This window comes from Pseudoalteromonas sp. NZS71_1, assembly GCF_015864305.1.
In the GTDB taxonomy this organism is placed as follows: domain Bacteria; phylum Pseudomonadota; class Gammaproteobacteria; order Enterobacterales; family Alteromonadaceae; genus Pseudoalteromonas; species Pseudoalteromonas arctica.
In genome coordinates this window covers 72,089-96,357 of the sequence record NZ_JADYXM010000014.1, presented here as the reverse complement: position 1 = coordinate 96,357, position 24,269 = coordinate 72,089, and the positions used below count along the sequence as shown (strand labels likewise).

General features: G+C 38.2%; 23 protein-coding genes. 18 read left to right on the top strand and 5 right to left on the bottom strand.

All coding sequences use genetic code 11. The features are described from left to right. Positions 1–136 precede the first annotated feature (136 nt). From I6F43_RS16855 to I6F43_RS16845, 3 genes are all read right to left on the bottom strand, one after another. On the bottom strand, positions 137–898 hold the full coding sequence (locus tag I6F43_RS16855) for a YdcF family protein (protein ID WP_197103271.1): 762 nt from the start codon (positions 896–898) through the stop codon (positions 137–139). 54 nt (positions 899–952) lie between these two features. Next, complete coding sequence (locus I6F43_RS16850; RefSeq protein WP_002961689.1) at positions 953–1,840, bottom strand: LysR family transcriptional regulator; 888 nt, start codon at positions 1,838–1,840, stop codon at positions 953–955. 413 nt (positions 1,841–2,253) lie between these two features. Further along, positions 2,254–4,623, bottom strand: coding sequence for a GGDEF domain-containing protein (locus I6F43_RS16845; RefSeq protein WP_197103270.1), 2,370 nt, complete (start codon positions 4,621–4,623; stop codon positions 2,254–2,256). 290 nt (positions 4,624–4,913) lie between these two features. On the opposite strand from I6F43_RS16845, the gene pyrC reads away from it, so the two are divergent. The 9 genes from pyrC to I6F43_RS16800 all read left to right on the top strand — a co-directional run bounded on the left by pyrC (position 4,914) and on the right by I6F43_RS16800 (position 13,785). Continuing rightward, a complete protein-coding gene (pyrC, locus tag I6F43_RS16840; RefSeq protein ID WP_165740288.1) occupies positions 4,914–5,966 on the top strand; it encodes a dihydroorotase in 1,053 nt (350 codons plus the stop codon). 440 nt (positions 5,967–6,406) lie between these two features. Beyond that, positions 6,407–6,610 (top strand): cold-shock protein, encoded by a 204-nt coding sequence (locus tag I6F43_RS16835; RefSeq protein WP_002961702.1) that lies wholly within the window; start codon positions 6,407–6,409, stop codon positions 6,608–6,610. A gap of 1,097 nt (positions 6,611–7,707) precedes the next feature. Next, complete coding sequence (locus I6F43_RS16830; RefSeq protein WP_024590812.1) at positions 7,708–8,478, top strand: DUF3450 domain-containing protein; 771 nt, start codon at positions 7,708–7,710, stop codon at positions 8,476–8,478. A gap of 6 nt (positions 8,479–8,484) precedes the next feature. Continuing rightward, positions 8,485–9,849 (top strand): MotA/TolQ/ExbB proton channel family protein, encoded by a 1,365-nt coding sequence (locus I6F43_RS16825; protein ID WP_007583865.1) that lies wholly within the window; start codon positions 8,485–8,487, stop codon positions 9,847–9,849. Continuing rightward, on the top strand, positions 9,849–10,373 hold the full coding sequence (locus I6F43_RS16820; protein ID WP_002961709.1) for a MotA/TolQ/ExbB proton channel family protein: 525 nt from the start codon (positions 9,849–9,851) through the stop codon (positions 10,371–10,373). Before I6F43_RS16825 ends, I6F43_RS16820 begins: the two co-directional genes overlap by 1 nt. A gap of 14 nt (positions 10,374–10,387) precedes the next feature. After that, positions 10,388–10,792, top strand: a complete 405-nt coding sequence (locus I6F43_RS16815; RefSeq protein ID WP_007583867.1) for an ExbD/TolR family protein — start codon at positions 10,388–10,390, stop codon at positions 10,790–10,792. After that, complete coding sequence (locus I6F43_RS16810; RefSeq protein ID WP_197103268.1) at positions 10,792–11,409, top strand: energy transducer TonB; 618 nt, start codon at positions 10,792–10,794, stop codon at positions 11,407–11,409. The genes I6F43_RS16815 and I6F43_RS16810 overlap by 1 nt, the downstream gene beginning before the upstream one ends. Before the next feature lie 11 nt (positions 11,410–11,420). Next, positions 11,421–12,680 carry a tetratricopeptide repeat protein gene (locus I6F43_RS16805; RefSeq protein ID WP_007583871.1) on the top strand — a complete coding sequence of 420 codons (1,260 nt, stop codon included), beginning with the start codon at positions 11,421–11,423 and terminating at the stop codon, positions 12,678–12,680. Positions 12,681–12,741: 61 nt separating this feature from the next. Then, positions 12,742–13,785: a hypothetical protein gene (locus tag I6F43_RS16800; protein ID WP_197103267.1), complete on the top strand. Its 1,044-nt coding sequence runs from the start codon at positions 12,742–12,744 to the stop codon at positions 13,783–13,785. A 16-nt stretch (positions 13,786–13,801) separates the two neighbouring features. Here I6F43_RS16800 and I6F43_RS16795 read toward each other — a convergent pair whose 3' ends face one another. After that, positions 13,802–14,128 carry a TraR/DksA C4-type zinc finger protein gene (locus tag I6F43_RS16795; RefSeq protein WP_024590816.1) on the bottom strand — a complete coding sequence of 109 codons (327 nt, stop codon included), beginning with the start codon at positions 14,126–14,128 and terminating at the stop codon, positions 13,802–13,804. 61 nt (positions 14,129–14,189) lie between these two features. Next, positions 14,190–15,170 carry a tRNA-dihydrouridine synthase gene (locus tag I6F43_RS16790; RefSeq protein WP_007583877.1) on the bottom strand — a complete coding sequence of 327 codons (981 nt, stop codon included), beginning with the start codon at positions 15,168–15,170 and terminating at the stop codon, positions 14,190–14,192. Between the two features lie 225 nt (positions 15,171–15,395). Here I6F43_RS16790 and I6F43_RS16785 point away from each other — a divergent pair, with 225 nt between their 5' ends. The 9 genes from I6F43_RS16785 (at position 15,396) to I6F43_RS16750 (ending at position 24,269) form a co-directional block, all read left to right on the top strand. After that, on the top strand, positions 15,396–15,914 hold the full coding sequence (locus I6F43_RS16785; protein WP_197103266.1) for an HvfA family oxazolone/thioamide-modified RiPP metallophore: 519 nt from the start codon (positions 15,396–15,398) through the stop codon (positions 15,912–15,914). 67 nt (positions 15,915–15,981) lie between these two features. After that, a complete protein-coding gene (locus I6F43_RS16780; RefSeq protein WP_197103265.1) occupies positions 15,982–16,839 on the top strand; it encodes an HvfB family MNIO-type RiPP peptide maturase in 858 nt (285 codons plus the stop codon). Positions 16,840–16,875: 36 nt separating this feature from the next. Further along, positions 16,876–17,628 carry an HvfC family RiPP maturation protein gene (locus tag I6F43_RS16775; protein ID WP_007584094.1) on the top strand — a complete coding sequence of 251 codons (753 nt, stop codon included), beginning with the start codon at positions 16,876–16,878 and terminating at the stop codon, positions 17,626–17,628. A gap of 72 nt (positions 17,629–17,700) precedes the next feature. Beyond that, positions 17,701–17,823 carry a hypothetical protein gene (locus I6F43_RS20250; protein WP_002962301.1) on the top strand — a complete coding sequence of 41 codons (123 nt, stop codon included), beginning with the start codon at positions 17,701–17,703 and terminating at the stop codon, positions 17,821–17,823. 170 nt (positions 17,824–17,993) lie between these two features. Beyond that, positions 17,994–18,539 carry an adenine phosphoribosyltransferase gene (apt, locus tag I6F43_RS16770; protein WP_010553391.1) on the top strand — a complete coding sequence of 182 codons (546 nt, stop codon included), beginning with the start codon at positions 17,994–17,996 and terminating at the stop codon, positions 18,537–18,539. A gap of 3 nt (positions 18,540–18,542) precedes the next feature. After that, the gene (gene dnaX, locus I6F43_RS16765) at positions 18,543–21,068 is read left to right on the top strand and encodes a DNA polymerase III subunit gamma/tau (protein ID WP_197103264.1); all 2,526 of its coding nucleotides are present in this window, start codon (positions 18,543–18,545) and stop codon (positions 21,066–21,068) included. A 60-nt stretch (positions 21,069–21,128) separates the two neighbouring features. Then, entirely contained in the window at positions 21,129–21,455 is a 327-nt protein-coding gene (locus I6F43_RS16760; protein ID WP_002962306.1) for a YbaB/EbfC family nucleoid-associated protein, read from the top strand. Positions 21,456–21,462: 7 nt separating this feature from the next. Next, the gene (gene recR / locus I6F43_RS16755; RefSeq protein ID WP_008165968.1) at positions 21,463–22,071 is read left to right on the top strand and encodes a recombination mediator RecR; all 609 of its coding nucleotides are present in this window, start codon (positions 21,463–21,465) and stop codon (positions 22,069–22,071) included. 296 nt (positions 22,072–22,367) lie between these two features. Continuing rightward, on the top strand, positions 22,368–24,269 hold the full coding sequence (locus I6F43_RS16750; RefSeq protein WP_197103263.1) for an MFS transporter: 1,902 nt from the start codon (positions 22,368–22,370) through the stop codon (positions 24,267–24,269).

Genomic DNA, 24,269 nt, shown 5'->3' with positions numbered 1-24,269 from the left:
TTTTGCTATATCTAAACCAATTGTTGTAATCTTCATTTTGGTCTTCTCCCTTTGATTATTGTAACCACTTTAATCATGGCACATAGATGCCGTATAGGGAGGAGACCATTACATCAGGTTAGTTAGACGAAATGAGTTACACCTCTGGATCTATCCAGCGGCGCAAACTTATCCATGTGTTTCCTACTACTTCGTGACTGTATTGCGTAACCACAAGTAAGGCATGAGCATTGGGAATAAACTGTTTGCTCCATGGAAGTGCAGCAAAATTATGATAATCAGTGGCTGCGGTTATGACTTCAATACCTTGAGCATTAAATAAGTCTTTTGCGCGTGGCATGTGCAGTACCGATGTTACTAGTGCAACTTTAAAGTCGACTAATTTTGATGCTAGTAACTTAGCTTCTTCACCTGTATCCATTGCTTTTGGGTTTTGGGATATACGACTCTTATTAACGCCTAAACTAATTGCCGTTTGATACATAAGCCCGCTATTAGTGATATTTTGATAGCCCCCGCCTGACACTATAAGCTCTGCATTAGGGTAGTGCTTTGCTAGCTTTACACCTTCGACTAAGCGCGTTAGTGCACAATTACCTAATTGATTATTAGCACTGAGTGCAGGATTTGGGTTTATATCGCAACCTAGTACAACTATTTTGTCTATTTTTGGATGCTTTAGGGTATTAAATGCAAGCGACGCAGGTTCATTATTTTGGATAATTAAATTGGCGATAAAGGGTGTGCTCAATGCAAGTAATACAATTAAGCTTAAAGTAGATAAGAAGAGAGCTGATTTGCGGCCTTTAAATGCGAGTAGGAGCATCAGGCACGCAAATAAACCAAATAGAGGCAGTGGCATAAGTAAGCCACCAATCATTTTTTTAATAACAAACATAAGAGTTAAACGCTGTAGAGTTAATTACAGCGATATTACTCATTATATTGATGATTATCGACCGTTATTTAGCTTACACGTATTTAAAAAGTGACGATAAACAGGGTTATCTTTCATGTCTTTTTTCATCGCTAAATACATAGGACGAGTAAGGCCAAGAGCGCCCAGAGGAATTGATTTAATTAAGCCTTGGCTTTCATAAGGTGTAACTAGCCAATCAGGTAAAGCGGCAACGCCCATGCCGGCACTTACTAGTTGAAAAATAAGTAATCCTTGGTCAACCGTTTTTAACGTACCGTCAAAACGTGCATTTTGAATGAAATGCTTAAATATATCTTGGCGTTCACGCGGGATAGGGTATGAAATAATAGTTTCGTTTTTTAAATCAAGCGCTGTTACATACGCTTTTTTAGCAAGTTCATGATCCGGTGCCACAATAAGCTTCAATTTAAAATCAAATAAGTGCGCGTATTCTAATGTGTCGGGTTCACGTATGTCAGATGTTAAAACTAAATCTAGCTCATCGCTTAGTAAGTCAGGAATAGCGTCGTAACTAAAGCCGCGCTCGTAATCAATTTTTATATCAGGCCAAAAGTTATTAAATTCTTTAATAGTAGGCAATAACCAATGAAAACATGCATGGCATTCCACACTTAAACGCAGTTGAGAAATAGGCTGATTTAAGCTTTCTTTCAAACGGCATTTAGTCGCTTCCATTTTTGGTAATATTTCGTGAGCTAATTCAAGTAATAGCATTCCCTGAGGGGTAAAGCGGACTGGTTGAGTTTTACGCTCAAATAATTGGCAATCTAATTTATTCTCTAAATCTTTGATTTGATGAGATAAAGCAGACTGTGTCAAAAATAACTCTCGTGCCGTATTAACCAAAGATCCTGTTTCTTTTAGGGTTGCTATGGTTTTTAAATGTTTAATACCAATCATCTTTAAAAATTCTCATGGGAAAAGTGAGTTCAGCTCAGATTAACCACATACTACGCCTATACAAAAAACGTTTCAACGTCTAGATGGCTAAAAGTTTGCGATTTATTGTGGTTTATTGCAGTTTGTTGCTATGAATCGCGAAAATATTAGAATTAGTAACGATAAAAGTCATTCAAAAACTGGTTTGATGAGTTTTAGATGAGTTTGCTTCATGTTGTATTTTAAGTATATCGATTGCGGTGTGCTTCACCTCAGTGTGAATTTTGGCTATATAAATAACTGTGTGGGGTGGGGAGTGGTTACTTTAGGTTGTGGTTTAAAAACTAAAGTCATTTTGCTTTTTAGCTTTAGTTTAGGTTAATGGATGGGTATATACGTAATACCTAAGCCAGCGACCAACTCGCTGGCTCTTTTTATAAGGGCTTATTAATAAGTAATATGGCTTCTTTGGCTGTGACCGGTTTTGACTTTAGAAAACCTTGGCCATAGTCGCACGCGGTCGATTGTAAAATGGCTAATTGTTCAAGTGTTTCTATCCCTTCAGCAACAACTTCAAGTTTTAATGATTGCGCAAGTGATAAAATGGCTTCAACAAGTGGGTTGGTGGAATCTTGTAGGTGGTCAATAAAGCTTTTATCTATTTTTAAAATATGAATAGGCAGTTGGTGCAAGTAGCCCAGTGCTGAATAACCCGTTCCAAAATCGTCAAGGCACAATTTTACTTTTAAAGGTGAAAGACCTTCTATTATTTGAGTGGCGAGTTCTAGGTTTTCTATTAAGCCTGATTCGGTAATTTCTAAACATAAAGAACCCAGAGGTAATTGGTATTTATTATAAATAGAATGTATTTGCGCTACAAAATCGAGGCTTGCAAAATGTCGTGACGATACATTAACCGTTACTTTCAAAAAGCGATGACCTTGCTGGTGCCAATTAGAAATCTGCTGAGCGGCTAAATCAAGTAAATGTAAATCAAGATTTATAATTTGCCCTGTAGTTTCAGCTATCGGTATAAAGTCATTAGGTGGTACAAATCCTTTTTTTGGATGATGCCAGCGCACAAGTGCTTCAAATCCGACAACTTCACTTGTGGTAATTGTAAAAATTGGCTGAAAATAGAGTTCAAATTCGTTGTGTTCTATACCGTGTTGCAAGTCGTTTTCGATATCGGCATGGGTTTTAAGTTTTTTACGCATCGTGTTATTAAAAAACTTAACTTGTCCACGCCCGGTGGATTTTGCTTCATACATAGCAGCATCAGCTTGTTGCAGTAATATATAAGCTTTATCGTTTATGTTGTCGGTATAGGCAATACCAATACTAGTAGAAGCTTGAAGTAAGTGGCTATCTACATTTAGAGGTTTTGATAATGCGCTTTTAATTCTGTTTAAAGCTTCATTAACTTGGTTTTTATGTGTGATATTTTCCATGAAAATAGCAAACTCATCACCGCCTAAACGAGCAAATGTATCCGTGCTTCGTACTGTACTTTTAATTAAGTCGCATATTTTTATAAGAAAATGGTCTCCGACTTCATGCCCTAGCGAATCATTTATACTTTTAAAACGATCAAAATCTAGATACAGCAGGGCATGGCTAGTACTTTTTTTAGCACGCGTTAAACGTAAAATAGCATGCTTTATTCTCTCAATGAGTAATGAGCGGTTAGCAAGGCCGGTAAGCTCGTCATGCAATGCTTTATGCTCGAGCTCTTGTCGGGCTAGTTGTCTATCAATTGCCATACTTATTTGGCGACTTACGTAAGTTAGAAGAGCGCTGTCGTGTTCGTTGTATTGCAGTGTTTTATCGTAGCTTTGTACAACAATAACACCGCTTATACGATCACTTGTTTTAAATGGAACACCCAACCAAGACTCTGATTGTCTACCTACCATTTTAAAATCACCGTTATCAATATGACTTTGAAAGGCATCTTTATTGAGTAATAAGGTTTGCTCTGTTTGCAGTAGGTAACATGAAGCAGTGTCTTTTAGCTGTTCTTTAGATATTTTTTGATGTGTTTTAGTGTTTATGCCTTCTTCGACTATATAAACAAGGTCAAGTATATCTACTTTTTTGTCATATAAAGCGATAAAAAAGTTATCAGCACGAAGTAAGTTATTGATAATTGAATGCAAGGCTTCAAAGAAGGTATCTAAGTCGTTAGCTTTGTAGGTTAGGTTAGCTATTTGTAATAAGCTATTTTCTAATTTTTGTGCGTTGTTAAGTTGCTCAACTGTTTTTTGTAAGTTATTTACCGTATTTACCTGGTTAATTTTAGCACTGAGTAAGTGGGCAACTGTTGTAAGAATTTCAAGGTGTGCGTTTGTAAAGTAGCCTTTAATAGGGTGCTCACAATCAATAACACCTAAAACTTGTTCTTTATATATAAGAGGGACGCATAGTTCTGATTGGGCAGGGCGCTCATCTGCGATATAACGGCTATCTTTTGTTACATCATCGATAACTACTGCTTTACCAGTAGTTGCAACAGCCCCAGTAATTCCTTCACTAAAACGTATTACTTTACGTTCGGCTTGATATTTGTCTCGGGCGTGAGCAATACCCATCGATGCAACTTGATTTAATGTATAAGCATTGTTATCGGCAAGGTAAATAACGCAATCAACAAATCCTAAACGGTTAACAACGTGCGTTGTAACATACTCAAATAGCTCGTCTAGTGTGTCTAGTTGCAATAAGCTTGATGAAAATTGATTAATAATACTCAGTTGATCAGTTTTTATCTCAAGTGCTCTTGAGGCATTATTTTTGTAAGACATAGGCAATTTATATTATTCTTTTTATTTTTAAATACGTAGCTAAGTTAACCTAATCTTGGATTTTGTACAAAATAAAGCGATGAGTGGTTTTAATTGGCTGTAAATTATTATGACGAATGACTTTAATTAATTGTAAGTAATAACAATGGCTAATCTCAATTGAATTGGAGTATTAAGCTTTAATTACACAACTCGGTAATGTCATCAACATATGCATTATTTTTAATAAAATCTTTACTCGAAAACATCATATGCCTATGATCGGATAAATTCAGCCTTGGAACAAAGTAATGACAAGCAATAATACAAACTCTGTAACAACCCTTACTATCACTCGCCCAGATGACTGGCATGTACATTTACGTGATGGCGACCAGCTAAAGGATACTGTACGAGACATTAGCAGATACATGGGTCGCGCTATTATTATGCCAAACCTTGTTCCGCCGGCAACATGTACTGATACCGCTCTTTCTTATCGAGAACGTATTATGGCAGCAGGCCCACAAGGTGCCTTTGAGCCTTTAATGGTACTTTACCTTACTGATAAAACGACACCAGATGAAATAAAGAAAGCAAAAGCAACGGGTAAAATAGTAGCTGCAAAGCTGTATCCTGCTGGCGCTACAACCAATTCTGATTCGGGTGTTACATCAGTCAAAAATATTTACCCGGTTTTAAAAGCAATGCAAGAAGTAGGTATGTTGCTGTTAGTACACGGAGAAGTTACTGATTCATCAATTGATATTTTTGACCGTGAAAAAGTATTTTTAGAGACGATTTTAGGGGATGTGGTAAGTGACTTTCCTGAACTTAAAATTGTACTAGAGCATATTACAACTAAAGATGCAGTAGAGTTTGTAGTTAATGCACCTAGCAATGTAGCAGCAACAATTACAGCTCATCATTTACTTTATAATCGTAATCATATGTTAGCGGGTGGAATTCGCCCACATTATTACTGTTTGCCAATCCTCAAACGTAACATTCACCAGCAAGCATTAATGGCCGCAGCTATAAGTGGAAATAAAAAGTTTTTCTTAGGAACTGATTCTGCACCACATTATAAAGATAAAAAAGAAGCTGCTTGTGGTTGTGCTGGTGCATATACGGCTCATGCCGCTATTGAGTTATACGCTGAAGCATTCGAAGACGCAGGAGCTTTGGACATGCTTGAAGGATTTGCAAGCCACTTTGGTCCTGACTTTTATGAGTTGCCGCGTAATGCCGATACAATAACATTACAAAGAAAACCATGGGACGTACCTGCAAGTTATACCCTAGGCGACTCTGAAGTTGTTCCTATAAAAGCAGAAGATACTATTGATTGGTCTGTTAAATAGTTAATATTCTATATTTAAACCAAAAGCCGCTTAATTTTTAAAGCGGCTTTTTTGTTTGTATTTTTGATGTTATTGAAGCGTTGTTTGACAGTATTGCTGTTGTAGAGGGCTTTTATACGCGTTTATAGCAATATATATTACAATAATACTTTATAGTTTTTGCTTGGAAATTAGTCAGTTAAAGGCGATTTGAAACAAATTTATATTTTTAATAAATAATTCCCAATTAATAGAGCGAAAAAAAATATAATGTGTTAATCTTACCTTGCTTTGAGTTTTTATGTATTGAATTTACGGATATTGTGCTGCGTTTAAGGTTACCGGTTAGGTTATTACTTGTTCCTGTACTGTACCTCCATATTTTTGAGCATTGACTCAGGGAGGATATTGCCATAATAATATGGCTGAATTTTAATTATTGACTTACAGGAAAATTTAGTATGTCGGTTACTGGTAAAGTAAAGTTTTTCAACGAAGCTAAAGGCTTTGGTTTCATTGAACAAGAAAATGGTCCTGACGTGTTTGTACATTTCAGCGCAATCACTGGTTCTGGTTTTCGCACTCTTAGCGAAGGTCAAGCAGTGACATTCAGCATCAAACAAGGTCAAAAAGGCCCTGAAGCTGAGAACGTAGAAGCAGCATAATTTATTATGTGAACTCTAGTTCATCTTGGTGAAGCAGGTCTCTGTTTCACCATAATTCCTCTCTATGTACATAATTAATAAAATCCTTCTTTTTAAATCCTTGAACACAAATTTCATATATTCTTAAATCTTCTATTTTAATACAAACCCAAAATTCAATTATCTGAATAACTTATACAATCGAACCACTTTCTATCGCATTTAAAACATCCCTTACAATTTATCCAACTGATCCGATACTTATATACATAAAAATGATGCCAAATAACAATCTGTGTAAATTTTAGTGTAAGTCTTGCTAGTGCAATCAGGTTGAAGTTTTGTACTTTAACTACAAATGGGCAAGGGAACCTCTATAGGCCTCTGATAGCTTATTATGGAAGCGTTAGGCATCATTTATAGTCCATTATTATTAAAGTTGAGCAACTTTTTGTGATTAACTTTGTTACTAAATAAATTTAACTGTTAAATAGTATTAATGAGCACTCTAAAGCGGTAAATGTAACTCGTCTAATTATCGAAAGCTATTTGGCTATTTCAGGCCTTGCTAAAAGAAACTTATTATTACTATTTATGGGAAACACGTTTTATAAATGGCTTTAGGTATTGCGTGCATAAAGCAAGGTGGGCGGTATTAGAGATTATCCAGTGTTGTTTTTTTGTGCGACAAATGGTTTGTTTTTTCAGATGAAGTGTTATTGGGGAGATAAAATGTGCTGAAATCGTTTAAAAAATAACTTTTGTTATATCTATCTATATTTTTTTTTGTTTTTTTTCAGTGCGAATTCAGCTTTGGCTAAATGTTGCAATAATGTTGTTTTATGTCAGTACAATGCGAATAAATACACCCCTCAAAAGGCTTTAATCGAAATATTAAGCAAAAGCTTAGTTGCAATAATGTTAACAGTTGTGTGCTAGTACTTTTGTTTAAGCATTAACTTAGCTATTTATTTGCAGAGATTAGTAAACATCAAGTTGACAGCGCTAATTGCATTTAGCATTATTGGAAGGTTGATATCTATTAAAAGATATCAGGGTTGTTCTCTTCGGAGGATAATTAAATTATAAAAGTAACATTACTTAATTGGTTGGGAACTATGTCTGTTAAAATCAGAAAGAGTCTTGTAGCAACTGCGTTGGTTGGCGCATTTGCATTTGCAAGCAGCAATGTGATTGCAGATCCTTTGAATGACGTGCAAAAAGCAGGTCAACAAATTCAAAAGGCTGCGGTTAAGTCTCAAACTAAAATTGACAATGTATATGGTCAAACTCAGGAGCTAATCGCTGAGTACCGTAGCGTTGTTGATGAGACTGAACTTATGAAAGTGTATAACGATCACGTGTCGCGCTTGGTTGATAGCCAAAACGCGTCTATTGAATCGTTTGATCGTCAAATCGCTACGATTGATAACACGAAACAAAACGTTGTGCCTTTGATGTATCGCATGATCGATACGCTTGAGCAATTCATCAAAGCGGACGTTCCATTTAATCTAGAGACGCGTTTAGGACGTGTTGAAAGACTACGTGAAATCATGGTTTCTGCGTCTGTAACGACGTCTGAAAAATTCCGTCAAGTACTTGAAGCTTACACTATTGAAACAGCATACAGCTCACTTGTATCTGCTTCACAAGGTACACTAGAAGTTGATGGCAAAAGTATTAACGTTGATATCGGTCAGTTAGGTCGTATTACTTACGTTGCTCAGTCTTTTGACTTGAAACATGCTTGGGTGTGGGATAACAACACTAAACAGTGGAAAGAATTAGGTGAAGAATACCTAAAACCTGTTAAAGAAGTTATTCGTATGGCGCGTAAGCAAGCGACATTAGAACTTGTTAAACTACCTATCTTTGGCGCGGAGTAATCAATAATGAAGAAACTATTTAAAGGTTTTGCTGTTGCCGCAGTACTAACTGTTTCTGCAGGTACCGCGTTAAATGCACATGCAAATACTGGAGCTCTAGATAAAATACTTGAGCAAGTAAAGCAAGAGCGTATCTCTGAAGGTAAAATCGATAAGAAACGTGAACAAGAGTTCTTATCAGATCGTGCTGACAAGCAATCTTTACTTAATAAAGCTAAAAGCCAACTTGCTTCTGAGAAGTCTCGTGGTGAAAGCTTAACTAAGCAATATGCACAAAATGAAAACACGTTAGCTGAAAAAGAAGCTGCTCTTCAAAGTGCTCAAGGTACTTTGGGTGAGATGTTTGGTGTTGTACGTCGTGCAGCTCAAGACGCTATCGGTTCTATCGAAGCATCACTAGTTAGTGCTGAGAAACCTGGCCGTGCAGAAATCTTACGTTCATTAGCTGCTGCTAAAGAACTTCCAACTGTTCGTGAACTTGAAGAGCTTTGGATTTCACTTCAAACAGAAATGACTGAATCAGCTAAAGTTTCAACTTTTGAAACTGAAGTTGCTGGTCTTGACGGTAACCCGTCAATGAAGAAAGTAACGCGTATCGGTAACTTTAACTTAGTTACAGACGATGGTTACTTAATTTATTCACCAGAAACTAAGTCTATTCAGCCTCTAGGTAAACAGCCTGATAGCTATATTTTAGACGGTATCACTGATCTTGAAAATACATCACCAGATAACTACGCTGGTGTTTATATCGATCCGACTCGTGGTGCTATCTTACGTATCAACACTCAAAAAGCGACACTTATGGAATACTTCCATCAAGGTGGCGTAGTTGGTTATATCATTACAGCTTTACTAGCTTTAGGTATGCTAATTACTCTAATTCGCTTTGTTGACCTTACACTTACTACTAGTAAGATTAAGAGCCAGCTTAAAAATGTTGCTACACCGAATACAAATAACCCACTGGGTCGTATTCTTAAAGTGTACCATGACAACAAGAACCAAGATGTTGAAAACCTTGAGCTTAAACTTGATGAAGCGATTCTACGTGAAACGCCACGCATCGAAGCTGGTATCAACATAATTAAGATTCTTGCTGCAATCGCACCATTACTAGGTCTACTAGGTACAGTAATCGGTATGATCTTAACGTTCCAAACAATCACATTGTTCGGTACGGGTGATCCGAAGATCATGGCAGGTAACATCTCTCTAGCACTTGTAACTACAGCGCTAGGTCTAATTGCTGCATTACCACTAATTCTACTTCATGCTCTTGTAGCTGGTCGTAGTAAGTCGGTATTACACATCCTTGATGAGCAAAGCGCGGGTATCGTTGCTACTCACGCGGAGAAGGAGAAAGCCTAATGCTAGTCCTGATGGAGATATGGGAATCTATCAGGGATTTTGTTGGCACAGGCGGCCAGGTTTTATACGTGGTCGCGATAGCACTCTTTCTGATGTGGGTTTTAATGATTGAGCGCTATTGGTTTCTACTTGCAGAGTTTCCTCGCACAGCGAAAGAAATTGTAGCAAAGTGGGATGCCCGCCAAGACACTACGTCTTGGTACGCACACAGAATCCGTGAAGCATGGATTTCTGAAGCGTCTGAAAAATTAGATCAGCGTATGTTGTTGATTAAGACATTAGTAGCTGTTTGTCCTTTAATAGGCTTACTTGGTACTGTTACTGGTATGATCTCGGTTTTTGAAACCATGGCCAACCAGGGTACGGGTAATGCACGCTTAATGGCATCAGGTATTTCAATGGCAACAATCCCAACAATGGCTGGAATGGTTGCGGCACTATCTGGAGTATTTTTTAGCTCACGTCTTGAGACAAAAGCTAAAATGGTGAAAGCCAAACTTATTGATAGTATGCCTCATCACTAGAGAGAGAATTAAATATGGCACGTAAACAACGTTTTCGTGAAGAAGAAGAAGCAGCGGTTGATATGACGCCAATGCTTGACATCGTATTTATCATGCTTATTTTCTTTATCGTAACTACATCGTTCGTTAAAGAGGCTGGTATCGAGGTCAATAAACCAAAAGCTGCCCAAGCTACTAAGCAAAAAAATGCTAACATTTTTATTGCTATTCGTAGTAACGGCGAAATCTGGGTTGATAAACAACAAATTGATGTTGAACGTATTTCAGCAAAAATCGAAAGTTTATTAGCAGAACAACCTACTGAAGTTGTGATTATACAAGCTGATAAAGAAGCTAAACACGGCACAGTGGTTAAAGTTATGGACCAGATTAAAGCGACGGGTGACAACCTTAGAATTTCAATAGCTGGAGATCAGTAATGATTCGTTTTCTGTTTTCACTGATTGCAGGTGGGGCAGTTACTTTCGGCTTGTTCTACTTCATGGCCTTCCTCATCTCTGGTGGGGCTGACCGTAATACGGAACAAAAAGAGCAGATCATAGTCGAAATAATGACGAATCCGCCTGAATCTAAGGTGCAGGAGAGGAAGCGTGTACCGCCTCCTCCTCCACCACCGCCAAAGCAGCCGCCTAAACCGCAGCCGCCACAGCCGGAAAATAATAATCCAAACCCTGGTGCTATGTCATTTAATATGGGTAGCATTGATGTTGGTAGTTCAGCTGGTGGACTAAGTGGTCCTGGTGCATTTGGACGAGATGGTGATGCGACACCTATCGTTCGTATAGAACCAAAATATCCAACGCAAGCAGCACGTGATGGCAAAGAAGGTTGGGTACAACTTTCATTCACAATTGATGAGTTAGGTGGAGTAACTGACGTTGAAGTAATTGACGCAGATCCAAAACGTATCTTTGACCGTGAAGCTAAACGCGCATTGCGTAAGTGGAAGTACCGTCCTAAGATCATTGACGGAAAACCAGAGAAACAACCAGGTTTACAAGTTCAATTAGACTTTAAACTTAACCAAGGCAACTAAGGAGGCGAGTAATGAGAAATTTTTCTAAAGTAACTGCTCTTGCGATTCTTATGTCTGTGACTGGTGCTACTTTAAGTGCATCTGTTTTAGCGGCGCCAGATTACGCAAAGATTGAAGAGCGTAAAAAAGCAAAAACTAAACTCATGGGCGAGCGCACTGGTAAAAAAGTTAGTAAAGCGTTTGACTTGTACGGTGAAGAAAAAGTTGATGAAGCAATTGTTTTGCTTAGAGAAATTGATCCTTCGAATGACTTTGATAAAGCGATGGTAAATCGTTACCTAGGTAGCATGTACGCGCAAAAAGAAAAGTATGACGAAGCAATTAAATATTCTAAACAAGCAGTTGCCCCTGATGTTTTAAATTTTGCTGATCAAGAACAAACTCTAAAACTGTTAGGCGATTTATACGCCGGTACTGAAAAGTATCAAGAAGCCAAAAAAGCTTATGTAGCTTGGATGGACTTCACTGGCCAAGAAGATCCTACGGTTTATACACGTATTGCTCAAGCTAACTATCAGTTAGAGCAATTTCGTGATGTTTTTGAACCAGCAGATAAGGCAATTAAACTTCAAAAAGAACCTAATAAAGGTCCTTACCAATTAAAACTGGGTGCATACTTTGAACTTAAAGACTATGCAAACATGGTTAAGATTGGCGAAGAGATTGTTCGTGTATGGCCTGATGATAAAAAAGCTTGGGTTAGCTTAGGTAAATATTACCTACAAACCGAAGACTATCAAAAAGGTTTAGCAACGATGGAAGTTGCTTATAAGAACGGTTACTTTGAAAATGAAGTTGAGTATAAAGTCTTATCTAACTTTTACTCTCTAAACGAGATCCCTTTTAGAGCAGCTGTAACGCTAGAAAAGGCCGTTAAGAGTGAAAAAGTAAAACGTACGAAGCAGAATGTTAACGCGATTGCTAGTAATTATCATCGCTCTAAAGATCTAGAAAAAGCTGCTAAGTACTACGAAGAAGCTGCTAAATTTGATGACGACGCTGAACTTTACCGTAAAGCTGGTTCATTACTTTTACAATCTGAAAAATTCAGTGCTGCTGTTGTTCGTTTGAACAAAGCATTAGAGCTTGGCTCTGATAAAAAAGGTACTATTTATTCAGATTTAGCTGAAGCGTATTACTATCAAGGTAAGTATAAGCAAGCATATGCTGCAATTACTAAAGCTATGGATGACCCTCGCACACGTAAGTTTGCAAAAGGTTGGTCTACATATATTAAAGATAAAGCCGCTCGCAACGGTGTTAAAATTTAATTCTAATTAGCTAAAGCAACTTATAAAAAGCCCCTCTGGGGCTTTTTTTATTGGAACTACTATGTATAAAAAGCTCTCTTTTTCATTACTACTGTGCTTATTTTTAGCTGCATGTTCAAAGCAGCCTCAACCTTATGAGTCATTTGAAGACGCACAAGTTGCTTTAAAAACTTTAAACATGGCACTTGTACAACCAGACGCTAAAAAAATCGATAGGATTACTAAAGAGCAATTGGTCTTTTCTGATGCGTATTTAGTTAAACGTCATACTATTTATCAGAACCTAATGGATATGGAGCTTAATCTCAATCAAATTGCACAAGTAAACTACTTGGTTATTGCAGAGCGCTTTCCTGAGCGCTATTTTAATTGGCCGGCTCAAGTAGACGTATTAAAAAACATGCTTGCTTTTGAGGGTTCAAAAAGTACGCCGGATAATATTATTACTTGGCTTAAGTTAACCCAAGATACGCTAGACAGTGCTAAACAAAGCAATTTAAAGCTGAATAAAATTGAGCTCACACTACTACAAAGCTATGTATTGAGTGCGATAGGTAGTAATGACGTTCAACCAGCGCTTAAGAGTCATATAAGAGCTTTTAGCGATTATTTAACTAGTTATAAGCCTAGAGGTAGTGTTGGTCTGAGAGGCCTGCCAAATGGGTCACAGTGGTATCAGAGCAAACTCAATTACTTTAGTGGCGAAGTACATTCACCGCTAGAGTGGGTTACTATTTTAAATGAAAATATAAAAGTATTAGATCGTGTTGCATTCGATAGTAAATTGTCTATTTCTCATAAAAAATCGTTTTTAGTGCAGTATCTATCGGATGAAAAATTAATTGAAGGGCTTGATTGGCAGGCTGATTATCAAGACTTACCTGCAATGGCGAGCAATATGAACATGTCTGATAAAGATAAAACATTGATGCTTGCAATGATGGAATCAGATATTGGCATTCATTACCATGCGTGGACTTTGCCACAGGCGAAGGTAAACCTTATGAAACGCTTAGAAATCACCCATGAAGAGGCTCAATATTTAGTTGAAGATATAATACTCTACCCAGGGCAATCATTTAGCTTTATACAACAAATTATATAATGATTTGAAAGTGCGCTTATTGTGCGCACTTTGTACACCGTTGAGTTGCGGGGTCTAGTTCAAGTGATTTGGCTGGTATTTTTTCTTCACAGTCGCAGCAGTAGCCATATTGCCCAATTTCTATTTGGCTGACCGCCGCTTCTAATTTAGTCATGCGACTGATCAAAAACGCATACTCAGGACCTAGCTTCTCTGCTGCACAGTCTAACCATTCATTGTTTGCTGTATTATCTAAAATTTGTATTAAATGCTGATGTGTAGGGTAGGCTGATTTAGAAAGCATAGTTAATATATTTAATTTAATTTGTGCTATTTCATCGTTTAGTCTTTTTTGATGATGCATTATCAGTACAACCTTATTAAATTGGCTTCACGTTATACTGATATTATCTAGAGGCTTTAGGTTAGCCGTTATGATTTGAATCAAGTTGCGGTGCTTTGGCGTATTTATTTAATACGCTTGCCACATCTTCTTTACTTTTTAAACGCCTGATTTCATCAAATAAATCGATCGCTTGCGGGTATTGGCGTTTAAGGTAACCTAGCCATTGCTTTGTACGAGAAGCAAAATACTTTTCATCTTTTGCAGGGTCTTGATGAATAGCAGAGTGGATTAAGTGATAAATAATGTGCTCCCATTGAAGGCCATCATATTGTTCATTATTTACATGAGCTTTAATTTTTTTTGCTAAATCAGGGTGCGAAAGGGCGCCACGACCAAGCATCAAATCAGTACATCCACTTCGTTTTTGGCAAAGCATTGCGTCCTCAACTTGCCAAATTTCACCATTGGCAACAACGGCAATATTTTTATCTTTTATTATTGGTGGAATTTTTTCCCAATAAGCTGGCGGGTTATAACCATCACGTTTGGTTCTGGCGTGTATAGCTACACTATTTGCGCCTGCGCTTACCACAGCATCAACAATTTCTTGGCTGTTACTGTCGTCATCAAAGCCTAAGCGAATTTTTGCACTTACTTCATGTTTATCATCTACAGCATCTCGGACTGCTTTAATAATCGTATACATGTGGTCAGGATCTTTAAGCAGTACAGCACCCCCTCGACTACGATTAACGGTTTTTGCTGGGCAACCAAAGTTAAGGTCGACCCCATGAGATCCTAAAGCAATTGCTCTTACTGCATTTTCGGCTAACGGATTTGCTTCTTGGCCGAGTAATTGAACACGCACAGGAGTACCTGCTCGCGTAAATCCATTATTATGTAGTTCAGGGCAAAATCGATGAAAAACTTTATCAGGTAAGCATGTTTCAACCACTCTTACAAACTCGGTAACGCACAAATCGAACCCACCAATGTCTGTGAGTAATTGGCGCATTTTAAAATCAACGACACCTTCCATAGGTGCTAAAACAAGTTTCATAAAGTGATTAATTTTGATAAAAAACTGGACGCATAGTTTACCTGTAAATCACACATTGATAAATCTGTAATTACCAACCATATTTAATGTAGAAACCGCAAAAGTAAATATTATGAAAATAAATGAAAGTTTTTATTCTTGTACAGGTCTACTTAAGCATACAAGCAATTTAAAATACATTTTTATTGCTGAGATTTACAATACTTGATTAAAGAGAGTCACAAAATGAATACAGTTAAAAAAAATACAATCGCGTTAACTTTAGGTGCAGTAGTTGTTGGCTCTGCAAGCTTTGTATCTGCAGATGTACAAGCCAACCCATTTGAGTTTCAACAATTAGTGACAGGTTACCAACTAGACGCTAAAGAAGGTAAGTGTGGTGAAGGTAAATGTGGCGGCGATGCTAAAGATGCAAAAGCTAAAGCAGAAGGTAAGTGCGGCGAAGGTAAATGTGGCGGCGATGCAAAAGATGCAAAAGCTAAAACAGAAGGTAAGTGTGGCGGTGATGCAAAAGATGCAAAAGCTAAAACAGAAGGCAAGTGTGGTGAAGGTAAATGTGGCGGTGATGCAAAAGATGCAAAAGCTAAAACAGAAGGCAAGTGTGGTGAAGGTAAATGTGGCGGCGACGCAAAAGATGCAAAAGCTAAAACAGAAGGTAAGTGTGGTGAAGGTAAATGCGGCGGCGATGCTAAAAAAACTAAAAAAGAAGGTAAGTGCGGCGAAGGTAAATGTGGCGGTCGTTAATATCTTATTCTAAATAAGTTATGCTAAAAGGGCCTTAAGGCCCTTTTTTGATAAGTTAGAGGTAGTTATGACACAAATCCAGAGTACAGATTTCGGGATGGTGGGCCTTGGCCTACGACGAGAAATGCTTGATGAACTGCTTGAACACGTACCTAATCAAGTAGATTTTTTGGAAGTTGCGCCAGAGAACTGGTTAAAACTAGGTGGACGCTTTAAAAAGCAATTTAGAACATTAACAGATGCAAATAATTTTGTGTGTCATGGATTATCACTGTCTATCGGTTCACCCGAACCACTGGATGTTGAATTTGTTAAGTCTTTAAAAGTTTTTTTTGAAGAGCACAATATAAAAATTTTCAGTGAGCACTTAAGTTACTGTTCCGGTACAGGCCATATGTATGACTTAATGCCTATTCCGTTTACACAAGATGCTATAGCACATGTTGTCCCTCGTATTAAACAAGTACAAGACATACTTGAGCAGCAAATTGCGATAGAAAATGTTTCTTACTATGGCGCTCCTGGACAGCAATTATCAGAGCTGGAATTTACAAATACCATTTTAGAGCAGGCAGACTGCAAGCTTTTACTGGATGTGAATAATATTTATGTGAATTCGATTAATCATGGCTATAACGCACAAGCGTTTTTAACAGGGTTACCCTCTAATCGTATTGCCTATGGGCACGTTGCAGGCCATTATAATGAGGCTGATGACTTAATAGTGGACACACATGGTGCTGATGTCATTGATCCTGTGTGGGAGCTACTGGATAAAGCATATGAAGTGCATGGCGTATTTCCAACCTTGCTTGAGCGCGATTTTAATATCCCTACCATGAATATTTTAACCAAAGAGTTAGATATAATTCATGAGCTACAAGCTAAACACATTACTTCAACGGTTTCAAAACAACGAGCTTAATATAAGCCTTTATAAATATTAAAAGAGTGCCTGGTTATGAGCTTTATTGAAATACAAAACGAATTTATGGCGCATATTCGCGAGCCTAAAAAAAATAAAAAGCCCAGCGGTATCGAAGACAGACGTATGGCCATTTATCGCGACCTATTTTTTAATAACATTGAAGGTTTTATATCATCAGGTTTTCCGGTATTAAAAACCTTATATACAGACAAGCAATGGCTGGTCCTTGTACGCCAATTTTTTAGCGAATATGATTGTCATTCGCCGTACTTTTTAGATATAGCAGGGGAGTTTATTAATTACTTATCAAGTGATTATAAAATGAAAAGATACGATCCCGTGTTTATGCTAGAACTTGCACACTATGAATGGGTAGAGCTAGATGTATCGATTGCACACGAAGATGAGCAAGAGCAAAAATTACAAACAACAGCGCTTACTAGTTCTGCTTTGTATTTATCGAAAACGGCAAGAAATTTAAGTTATCAATTTCCAGTTCAAAATATTAGCAATCGCTTTAAACCAAAAGAGCCATCACCTCAGCCTAATTATTTTGTTGTATATAGAGATGAAGATGATGACGTTCAATTTCTGGCTACGAATGCGATGACTGCTTTGTTACTATCAATTATTGAGGCAAGTGATGGAGCGACATTTGACGACGTTTGCCAACAGGTATTTGCTCATGCACCACAATTTAATGCAGAGCAAATTGCTCAAGGCGCATTGGTTACCCTCAATGCAATGGTTGAACGCGGTGTAATTGTGACAAAAAATCAAGATTAAGGTCTTTATTGATGATTTTACATCGTCTATTATGGCAGCCTTATTTGTCGTGCTTAATAAAAGGTTGTACCAATGTCAGATGATAAAGACTTTAAAGATCCGTTCAACGCTACTTATTTTCTTGCTTTCTTAGCTGTATTTGCAGGGATTGGTTGTTTAAATGCAATATTAGGCTGGATCACTAGCTTAACTTAAAATGCATAGCGTTTATTAAGGCTGTTGCTTACTTCAGCCTTGAACCACTTTATTTTAATTACCCCCCCATAGTTAATACTTCTTTTATAGTAACGCCAAACTCGCAATTAAAGGTTAGTTAAGGTTATAATCACCTGCTTTGTAATATAAACAATTGAGCAGTTAAAATTATGACTCAAGTAACACCAGCAATTATCAAAAACAGCATAACTACAATTGCTGATTATCCAAAGCCGGGCATCATGTTTCGCGATGTAACCACTTTAATGGCAAATCCAGAAGCCTTTAAAGCAACTATTGACGCGTTTATCGCAGAATATAAAGATCAGGGTTTTACTAAAATAATTGGCACAGAATCACGTGGCTTTATTTTTGGTGCGCCACTGTCTTACGCATTAGGCATTCCGTTTATTCCAGTTCGTAAACCAGGTAAGTTACCACGCGAAGTTATTCGTCAAGATTACTTACTTGAGTACGGTGAAGACACGCTAGAGCTGCATGTTGATGCAATTGTACCTGGCGATAAAGTATTATTAGTTGATGACTTATTAGCAACTGGCGGCACAATTGAAGCCACCGCTAAATTAGTTCATAAACTAGGTGGCAAAGCCACAGATGCTGCATTTGTTGTATCACTACCAGAACTTGGTGGCGAGCAGCGCATCAAAAAAATGGGTATTAAAATCCTAAAATTGGTTGAATTCGAAGGCGAGTAATCGATGAGTTATCAGGTTCTAGCGAGAAAATGGCGTCCTCAAACCTTTCATGAATTGGTTGGGCAGTCTCATGTTAAGCAAGCGCTTGTAAATGCGCTTACACAAAATAGACTGCATCACGCTTATTTATTCACTGGAACCCGCGGTGTAGGTAAAACCACTATTGCGCGTATTTTTGCTAAAAGCTTAAATTGCGACGAAGGTATATCTGCAAATCCGTGTGGCCAATGTAGCAGCTGTTTAGATATAGAAGCAGGGCGCTACATTGACTTACTCGAAATAGATGCGGCTTCTCGTACAAAAGTAGAAGACACCCGCGAAATACTCGATAACGTTCAATATGCACCAACACGTGGACGTTATAAAGTATACCTAATCGATGAAGTTCACATGCTTTCTAAGCACAGCTTTAATGCGCTTTTAAAAACGCTTGAAGAGCCACCAGAGCATGTGAAATTTTTATTGGCGACGACCGATCCTCAAAAACTACCAGTTACTATTTTATCTCGCTGTTTACAATTCAACCTAAATGCCTTGTCGCAAAGTGAGATTAAAACACAGCTTGAACATGTACTTACTCAAGAGCAGCTTAGCTTTGATACCGATGCACTTAGCATTATTTCAAAAGCCGCTGATGGCAGTATGCGTGATGCGCTTAGCTTAACCGACCAAGCTATCGCACAAACAAATGGTGATATTAATAATCAAGCAGTACAAACAATGCTTGGTTTAATGGATACTCATTATAGCCAAAGCTTGCTTGCAGCATTACTTGCACAAGATGGCGCTGCGCTAATGGATGAGATTGCGCAGGTGGCAAGTCGTAATCCTAATTATGTGGCATTACTTGATGATTTAATTGCACTTACGCACTTGACCCAACTAACCCAGTTAGTGCCAGAAGCGGCAGGGCTAGATGAAAAAAATGTAGATTATATTGCTCATGTTGCACAACATACGAGCCCACAACAAATTCAAATTTATTATCAGTTACTGTTAAATGGTAAAAAAGATTTACAATGGGCACCAGAGCCTCGTTTAGGTTTTGAAATGATAATGCTAAGATTATTAGCATTTAAGCCTACAGACGCTCAACAAACTGTACACACAGTAAACGAAGAGCCGGCTCCAAATAAACAAAGCCGCGCAAATGCACTGCGAGATATATTAAATAAAAATAAAACATCGCAAAACACTGTAGCTAGCCAAAGTAGTGCCCCTGTAAATAATACTAAGCCAGTTAGCAATACAGAGCAGCCTAAATCCCTTGAGATAGAGCCTTTACCAAATGTTGCTGCTCAGACATCGAATAATGATGTCGTACAAAGTAATAATGAGCCTGCCCAAGTTGCAGTAGAGCAACCGGTTCAACAAAGTGAAAACGCTTTTGAACAACAGGCTTCAGCTAATGAACAACCACAAACCAATGTTGTTTCGGATGCTCAAGCCCAGCGCCAAAGTGAAGATGAAGCTTACATGCAACATAGTGATGCTGAGCAAACGTTAGCTTCGCAGTTTGACGATATAATGAGTAGCGCTGTAGATCAGGGTTTTAAACCTGCACCTACTGCAAACTCAGAGTCTTCACCAGAGCCCTTAGCAAATCACAATGCAAGTACGCCAATAGCTGAACAAGAAGCGCAGGCGCAATCTGCCATTGCTCGTATTTTACGTGACAGAAACATATCGGGTGCGGGTAGGTTATCAGGCAAGAGTACAAGTACATCTGCAAATAATGTAGCAGTGCAGCCAAGCCAAGCGCCTGCTAAAAAGCCAGAACAGCATCCAAGAATGCCTAAAGCCCAAAGTGTTCATCAAGGTAGTGCAGATACAAGTGCAAGTGAGCTTAATAGCCCTTCAGGTAATGCGTCTGGCGATATCCCTCCTTGGGAAACTGATAGCGAAGGTGAGAGTGAAAAAAAGCATGAGCTCCCAGTAACAGGGGGCCAAACTCAGGCACATAATCACTCCAACATAAAGCCAACTAGTAAGATTGATTTTAAAGCAAAGCACCAAACAATTACTGAAAATCTTGCGCCAGAATTACTTGAGCAAATAAACCCTCAAAAAGCGCCTGAAATAGTGCCAGAGGAAGTAAGTATTCCTGCCCCTGATGATTTTCAAAGCCCAATTAGTGAAATTAGATTTGCACATCAACAAGATGAATGGGCTTATTTAATTAAACGTATGGGGCTAGGTGGTCGTATGCGCCAATTTGCATTGCATTCAATATTTACCAAGCAAGGCAACAGTTTACATATAGACGTTGATGAATCACAAAAGCATTTAGATACACCGATGCTTCGCCAAAGATTAGATGCCGCATTGTCGAGTATTTATGAGCATAACGTGTCGTTAAGTATTAATTTTGCTAAGGGAGTTATTGACTCTCCTTATCTTATTCAGCAAAAAATTGATGCAGGTCGTCATCAACAAGCAATCGATGTGATCACATCTGATGAAAACATAGTACAATTTCAGCAAGTATTTAGCGCCGAAATTGACGAAAACAGTATTCAGGCATTGTAATTACTTACAATCGCCCTTATGTTCATGTTAATTAATGTATTAAAAGAAAGAGAGAAAGTTATGTTTAAAGGTGGAATGGGCAACATGATGAAGCAAGCGCAGCAAATGCAAGATCGCATGCAAAAAGCCCAAGACGAAATCGCAACATTAGAAGTTGTTGGCGAAGCCGGTGCCGGTTTAGTTAAAGTAACCATGCTTGGTAACCACAATGTACGTCGTGTTCAGCTTGATGAAAGCCTTATGGAAGACGACAAAGACATGATTGAAGACTTACTTGCAGCAGCATGTAACGATGCTGTACGCCGTGTTGCAGAAGAAACACAAGAGCGCATGGGTAAAGTAACTGGCGGTATGCAATTACCACCAGGTATGAAAATGCCGTTTTAAGTAAATAATGCAACTTTCAGATAGTTTAAATCAGCTTATAGAAGCACTGCGCTGTCAACCGGGCATTGGTCCAAAGTCAGCACAACGTATTGCTTTTCACTTGCTTGAGCGCGACCGAAAGGGAGGCACTCAGCTGGGCAATGCATTGACTAAAGCAATGACAGCCATAGGGCATTGTCAGTCTTGTCGTACTTTTTGCGAACAAGCTCAGTGCGATATTTGTTTAAGTACAAAACGCCAAGACAGCGGCATATTATGTGTTGTTGAATCGCCTACTGATGTGCTTGCCATTGAGCAAACAGGTCAGTATTTAGGGCTATACTTTGTTTTAATGGGTCATTTATCGCCAATTGACGGTATCGGCCCTAAAGAAATTGGCTTAGACGTTTTAGAGCAAAAACTTGCTCAAGGCGGTATTAATGAGGTTATTTTAGCGACTAACCCTACCGTTGAAGGCGATACTACAGCTCATTATATTGCTCAGCTTTGTCATAAATATAAAGTAGGTGCTTCGCGTATTGCTCACGGTATTCCTGTGGGGGGCGAGCTTGATTTAGTAGATGGTAGAACGCTTATGCATGCTTTTAGCGGCAGGCGTTTAGTTACACAAGACTAACTCTAAGTCACTATTTGAAAAGATTTTATAAAAGCCTACATGATTAAATTATGTAGGCTTTTTTGTTTTTAAGGTAAGCTTAGAAGCAATCTAATACCAATCCGCAATAATACTTAATCATTTTGCGGGGCTAAACGTGTCGCTACCTGCGTTAAAAAATTCCCATTTAGAACAACTAAATAGCGAATTTGTTGCCTAGCTATCAACACGTTTTTTCGCCCTCAAAATAGATCATTTAATTAAACAAATTGGTATAATATATTTTTGGGCTATGTCTCTAATTAGTAAGGAATACAATGAAAGATAATCAACCCTACCAAGGTACATTACTGGGTAGTAAGCGTTTTTTACCGCTTTTTATTACGCAGTTTTTCTCAGCGATAAACGATAACGTGTATAAGCAATCAGTGCTTATTTTATTGATATTCCAGGCTGCAACGCTTGCTGATGGCGCACTTTATTCAAATATTGCTGCTGGGTTATTTATCCTACCTTTCTTTTTATTTTCAGGAATGGCGGGGCAGCTAGCTGAAAAAACAGAAAAATCCAAACTAATCAGAATCGTAAAGCTATGTGAAATCCCTATTATGGTTGTAGGGGCAGTCTCTATTTTAACGCAGTATGTTTGGCTGATGTTAGCCACCGTATTTTTAATGGGCGTACAAAGTACGTTTTTTGGTCCATTAAAGTACTCTATTTTACCGCAGCACGTAGCCCCTAACGAATTAACAAAAGCGAATGGCTTGGTTGAATCAGGCACGTTTGTAGCAATATTAATTGGTACAATTTTTGGCACCTATTATATTACTCAATCAGTAGGGCCTACGCTTATAAGTATTGCCGTATTAGTACTGGCTGTTATGGGTTATGTGAGCAGTCGCTTTATACCCATTAGTGAGGCAAACGAGCCTAACTTAAAATTTACCTATAATATATTTTCATCCACGAAAAACGTATTTTCAGCACTTAATTCGCAAACAGAATCGGTTGGTAAATCAGTCCTCGGGATCAGTTGGTTTTGGTTAATTGGCGCAATTATTTTAACGTCCCTACCAAATTATGTAAAACACACAATGGGCGGCGATGAACTGGTTGTAACTAGCGCGCTTGTTGTGTTTTCACTAAGTATTGCTATTGGTTCGTTATTATGTGAAAAGCTTTCTCGCTCTCGAATAGAATTAGGAATTGTGCCTTTTGGCGCTATTTTAATTACCTTGTTTTTATACTTACTAAGCCAAGAGAGCGCTATTAGCTCTTATTTACCTCAAAACCTTGAATTATTGACGCTTGATCAGTTATTAAAAACAGGCGACATGTTGTGGCATTTTGTATGGATGGCAGGCATTGGTATTGGCTCTGGTTTTTATACTGTACCTCTGTATGCGCTTATTCAACAGCGTACTGAAGAGTCGAGTCGCTCACGAGTTATAGCGGCTAACAATGTATTAAATGCACTGTTTATGGTGGGCAGTGCTGTTTTAAGTATTGTAACGCTGTCTGTTTTTCAGTGGAGTATTTCAGAGTTGCTACTGTTACTTGCTGGGCTAAACTTGCTTATATCTGTTTATATTTATACCAAAGTACCAGAGTTCTTTTTACGATTTATTATATATATTTTAGCTATTTGTATGTACAGAGTGCGTACAAAAGGTGAAAGTAATATTCCAGATGAAGGCGCTGCCGTTATAGTGTGTAATCACGTGAGCTTTGTCGATTGGATGTTTATTTTAGCAGCATCACCAAGGCCTATCCGATTTATGGTATTTGCCCCTATTTATTATTCGCCAGCCCTACATTGGTTATTTAAAATGGCCAAAGCTATTCCCATTAACAGTGAAAAAACCAATCCGGAAGCGTTTAAAAAAGCGTTTGACGAAGTGGCTGCTGCGCTTAATAAAGGTGAACTTGTTGGTATTTTCCCTGAAGGAAAACTAACCAGTGACGGCTCTATCGATATTTTTCGCCGTGGAATCGAGCGCATTATTGAGCGCTCACCTGTGCCCGTTATTCCTGTGCATTTAGGGGGCTTGTGGGGAAGTATGTTTAGCCGAAAAGCTAAGTGGCAACTACCACGATTAAAATGCTCTTTAGTGTCGGTTGCAGTAGGTACCCCGATTGCCGCTGAAAAAGTAGTAGCAGACGATTTACGTGAGCAAGTATTGGCTTTAAAAGCGCTTCATTCAAAAGATATTGACTAA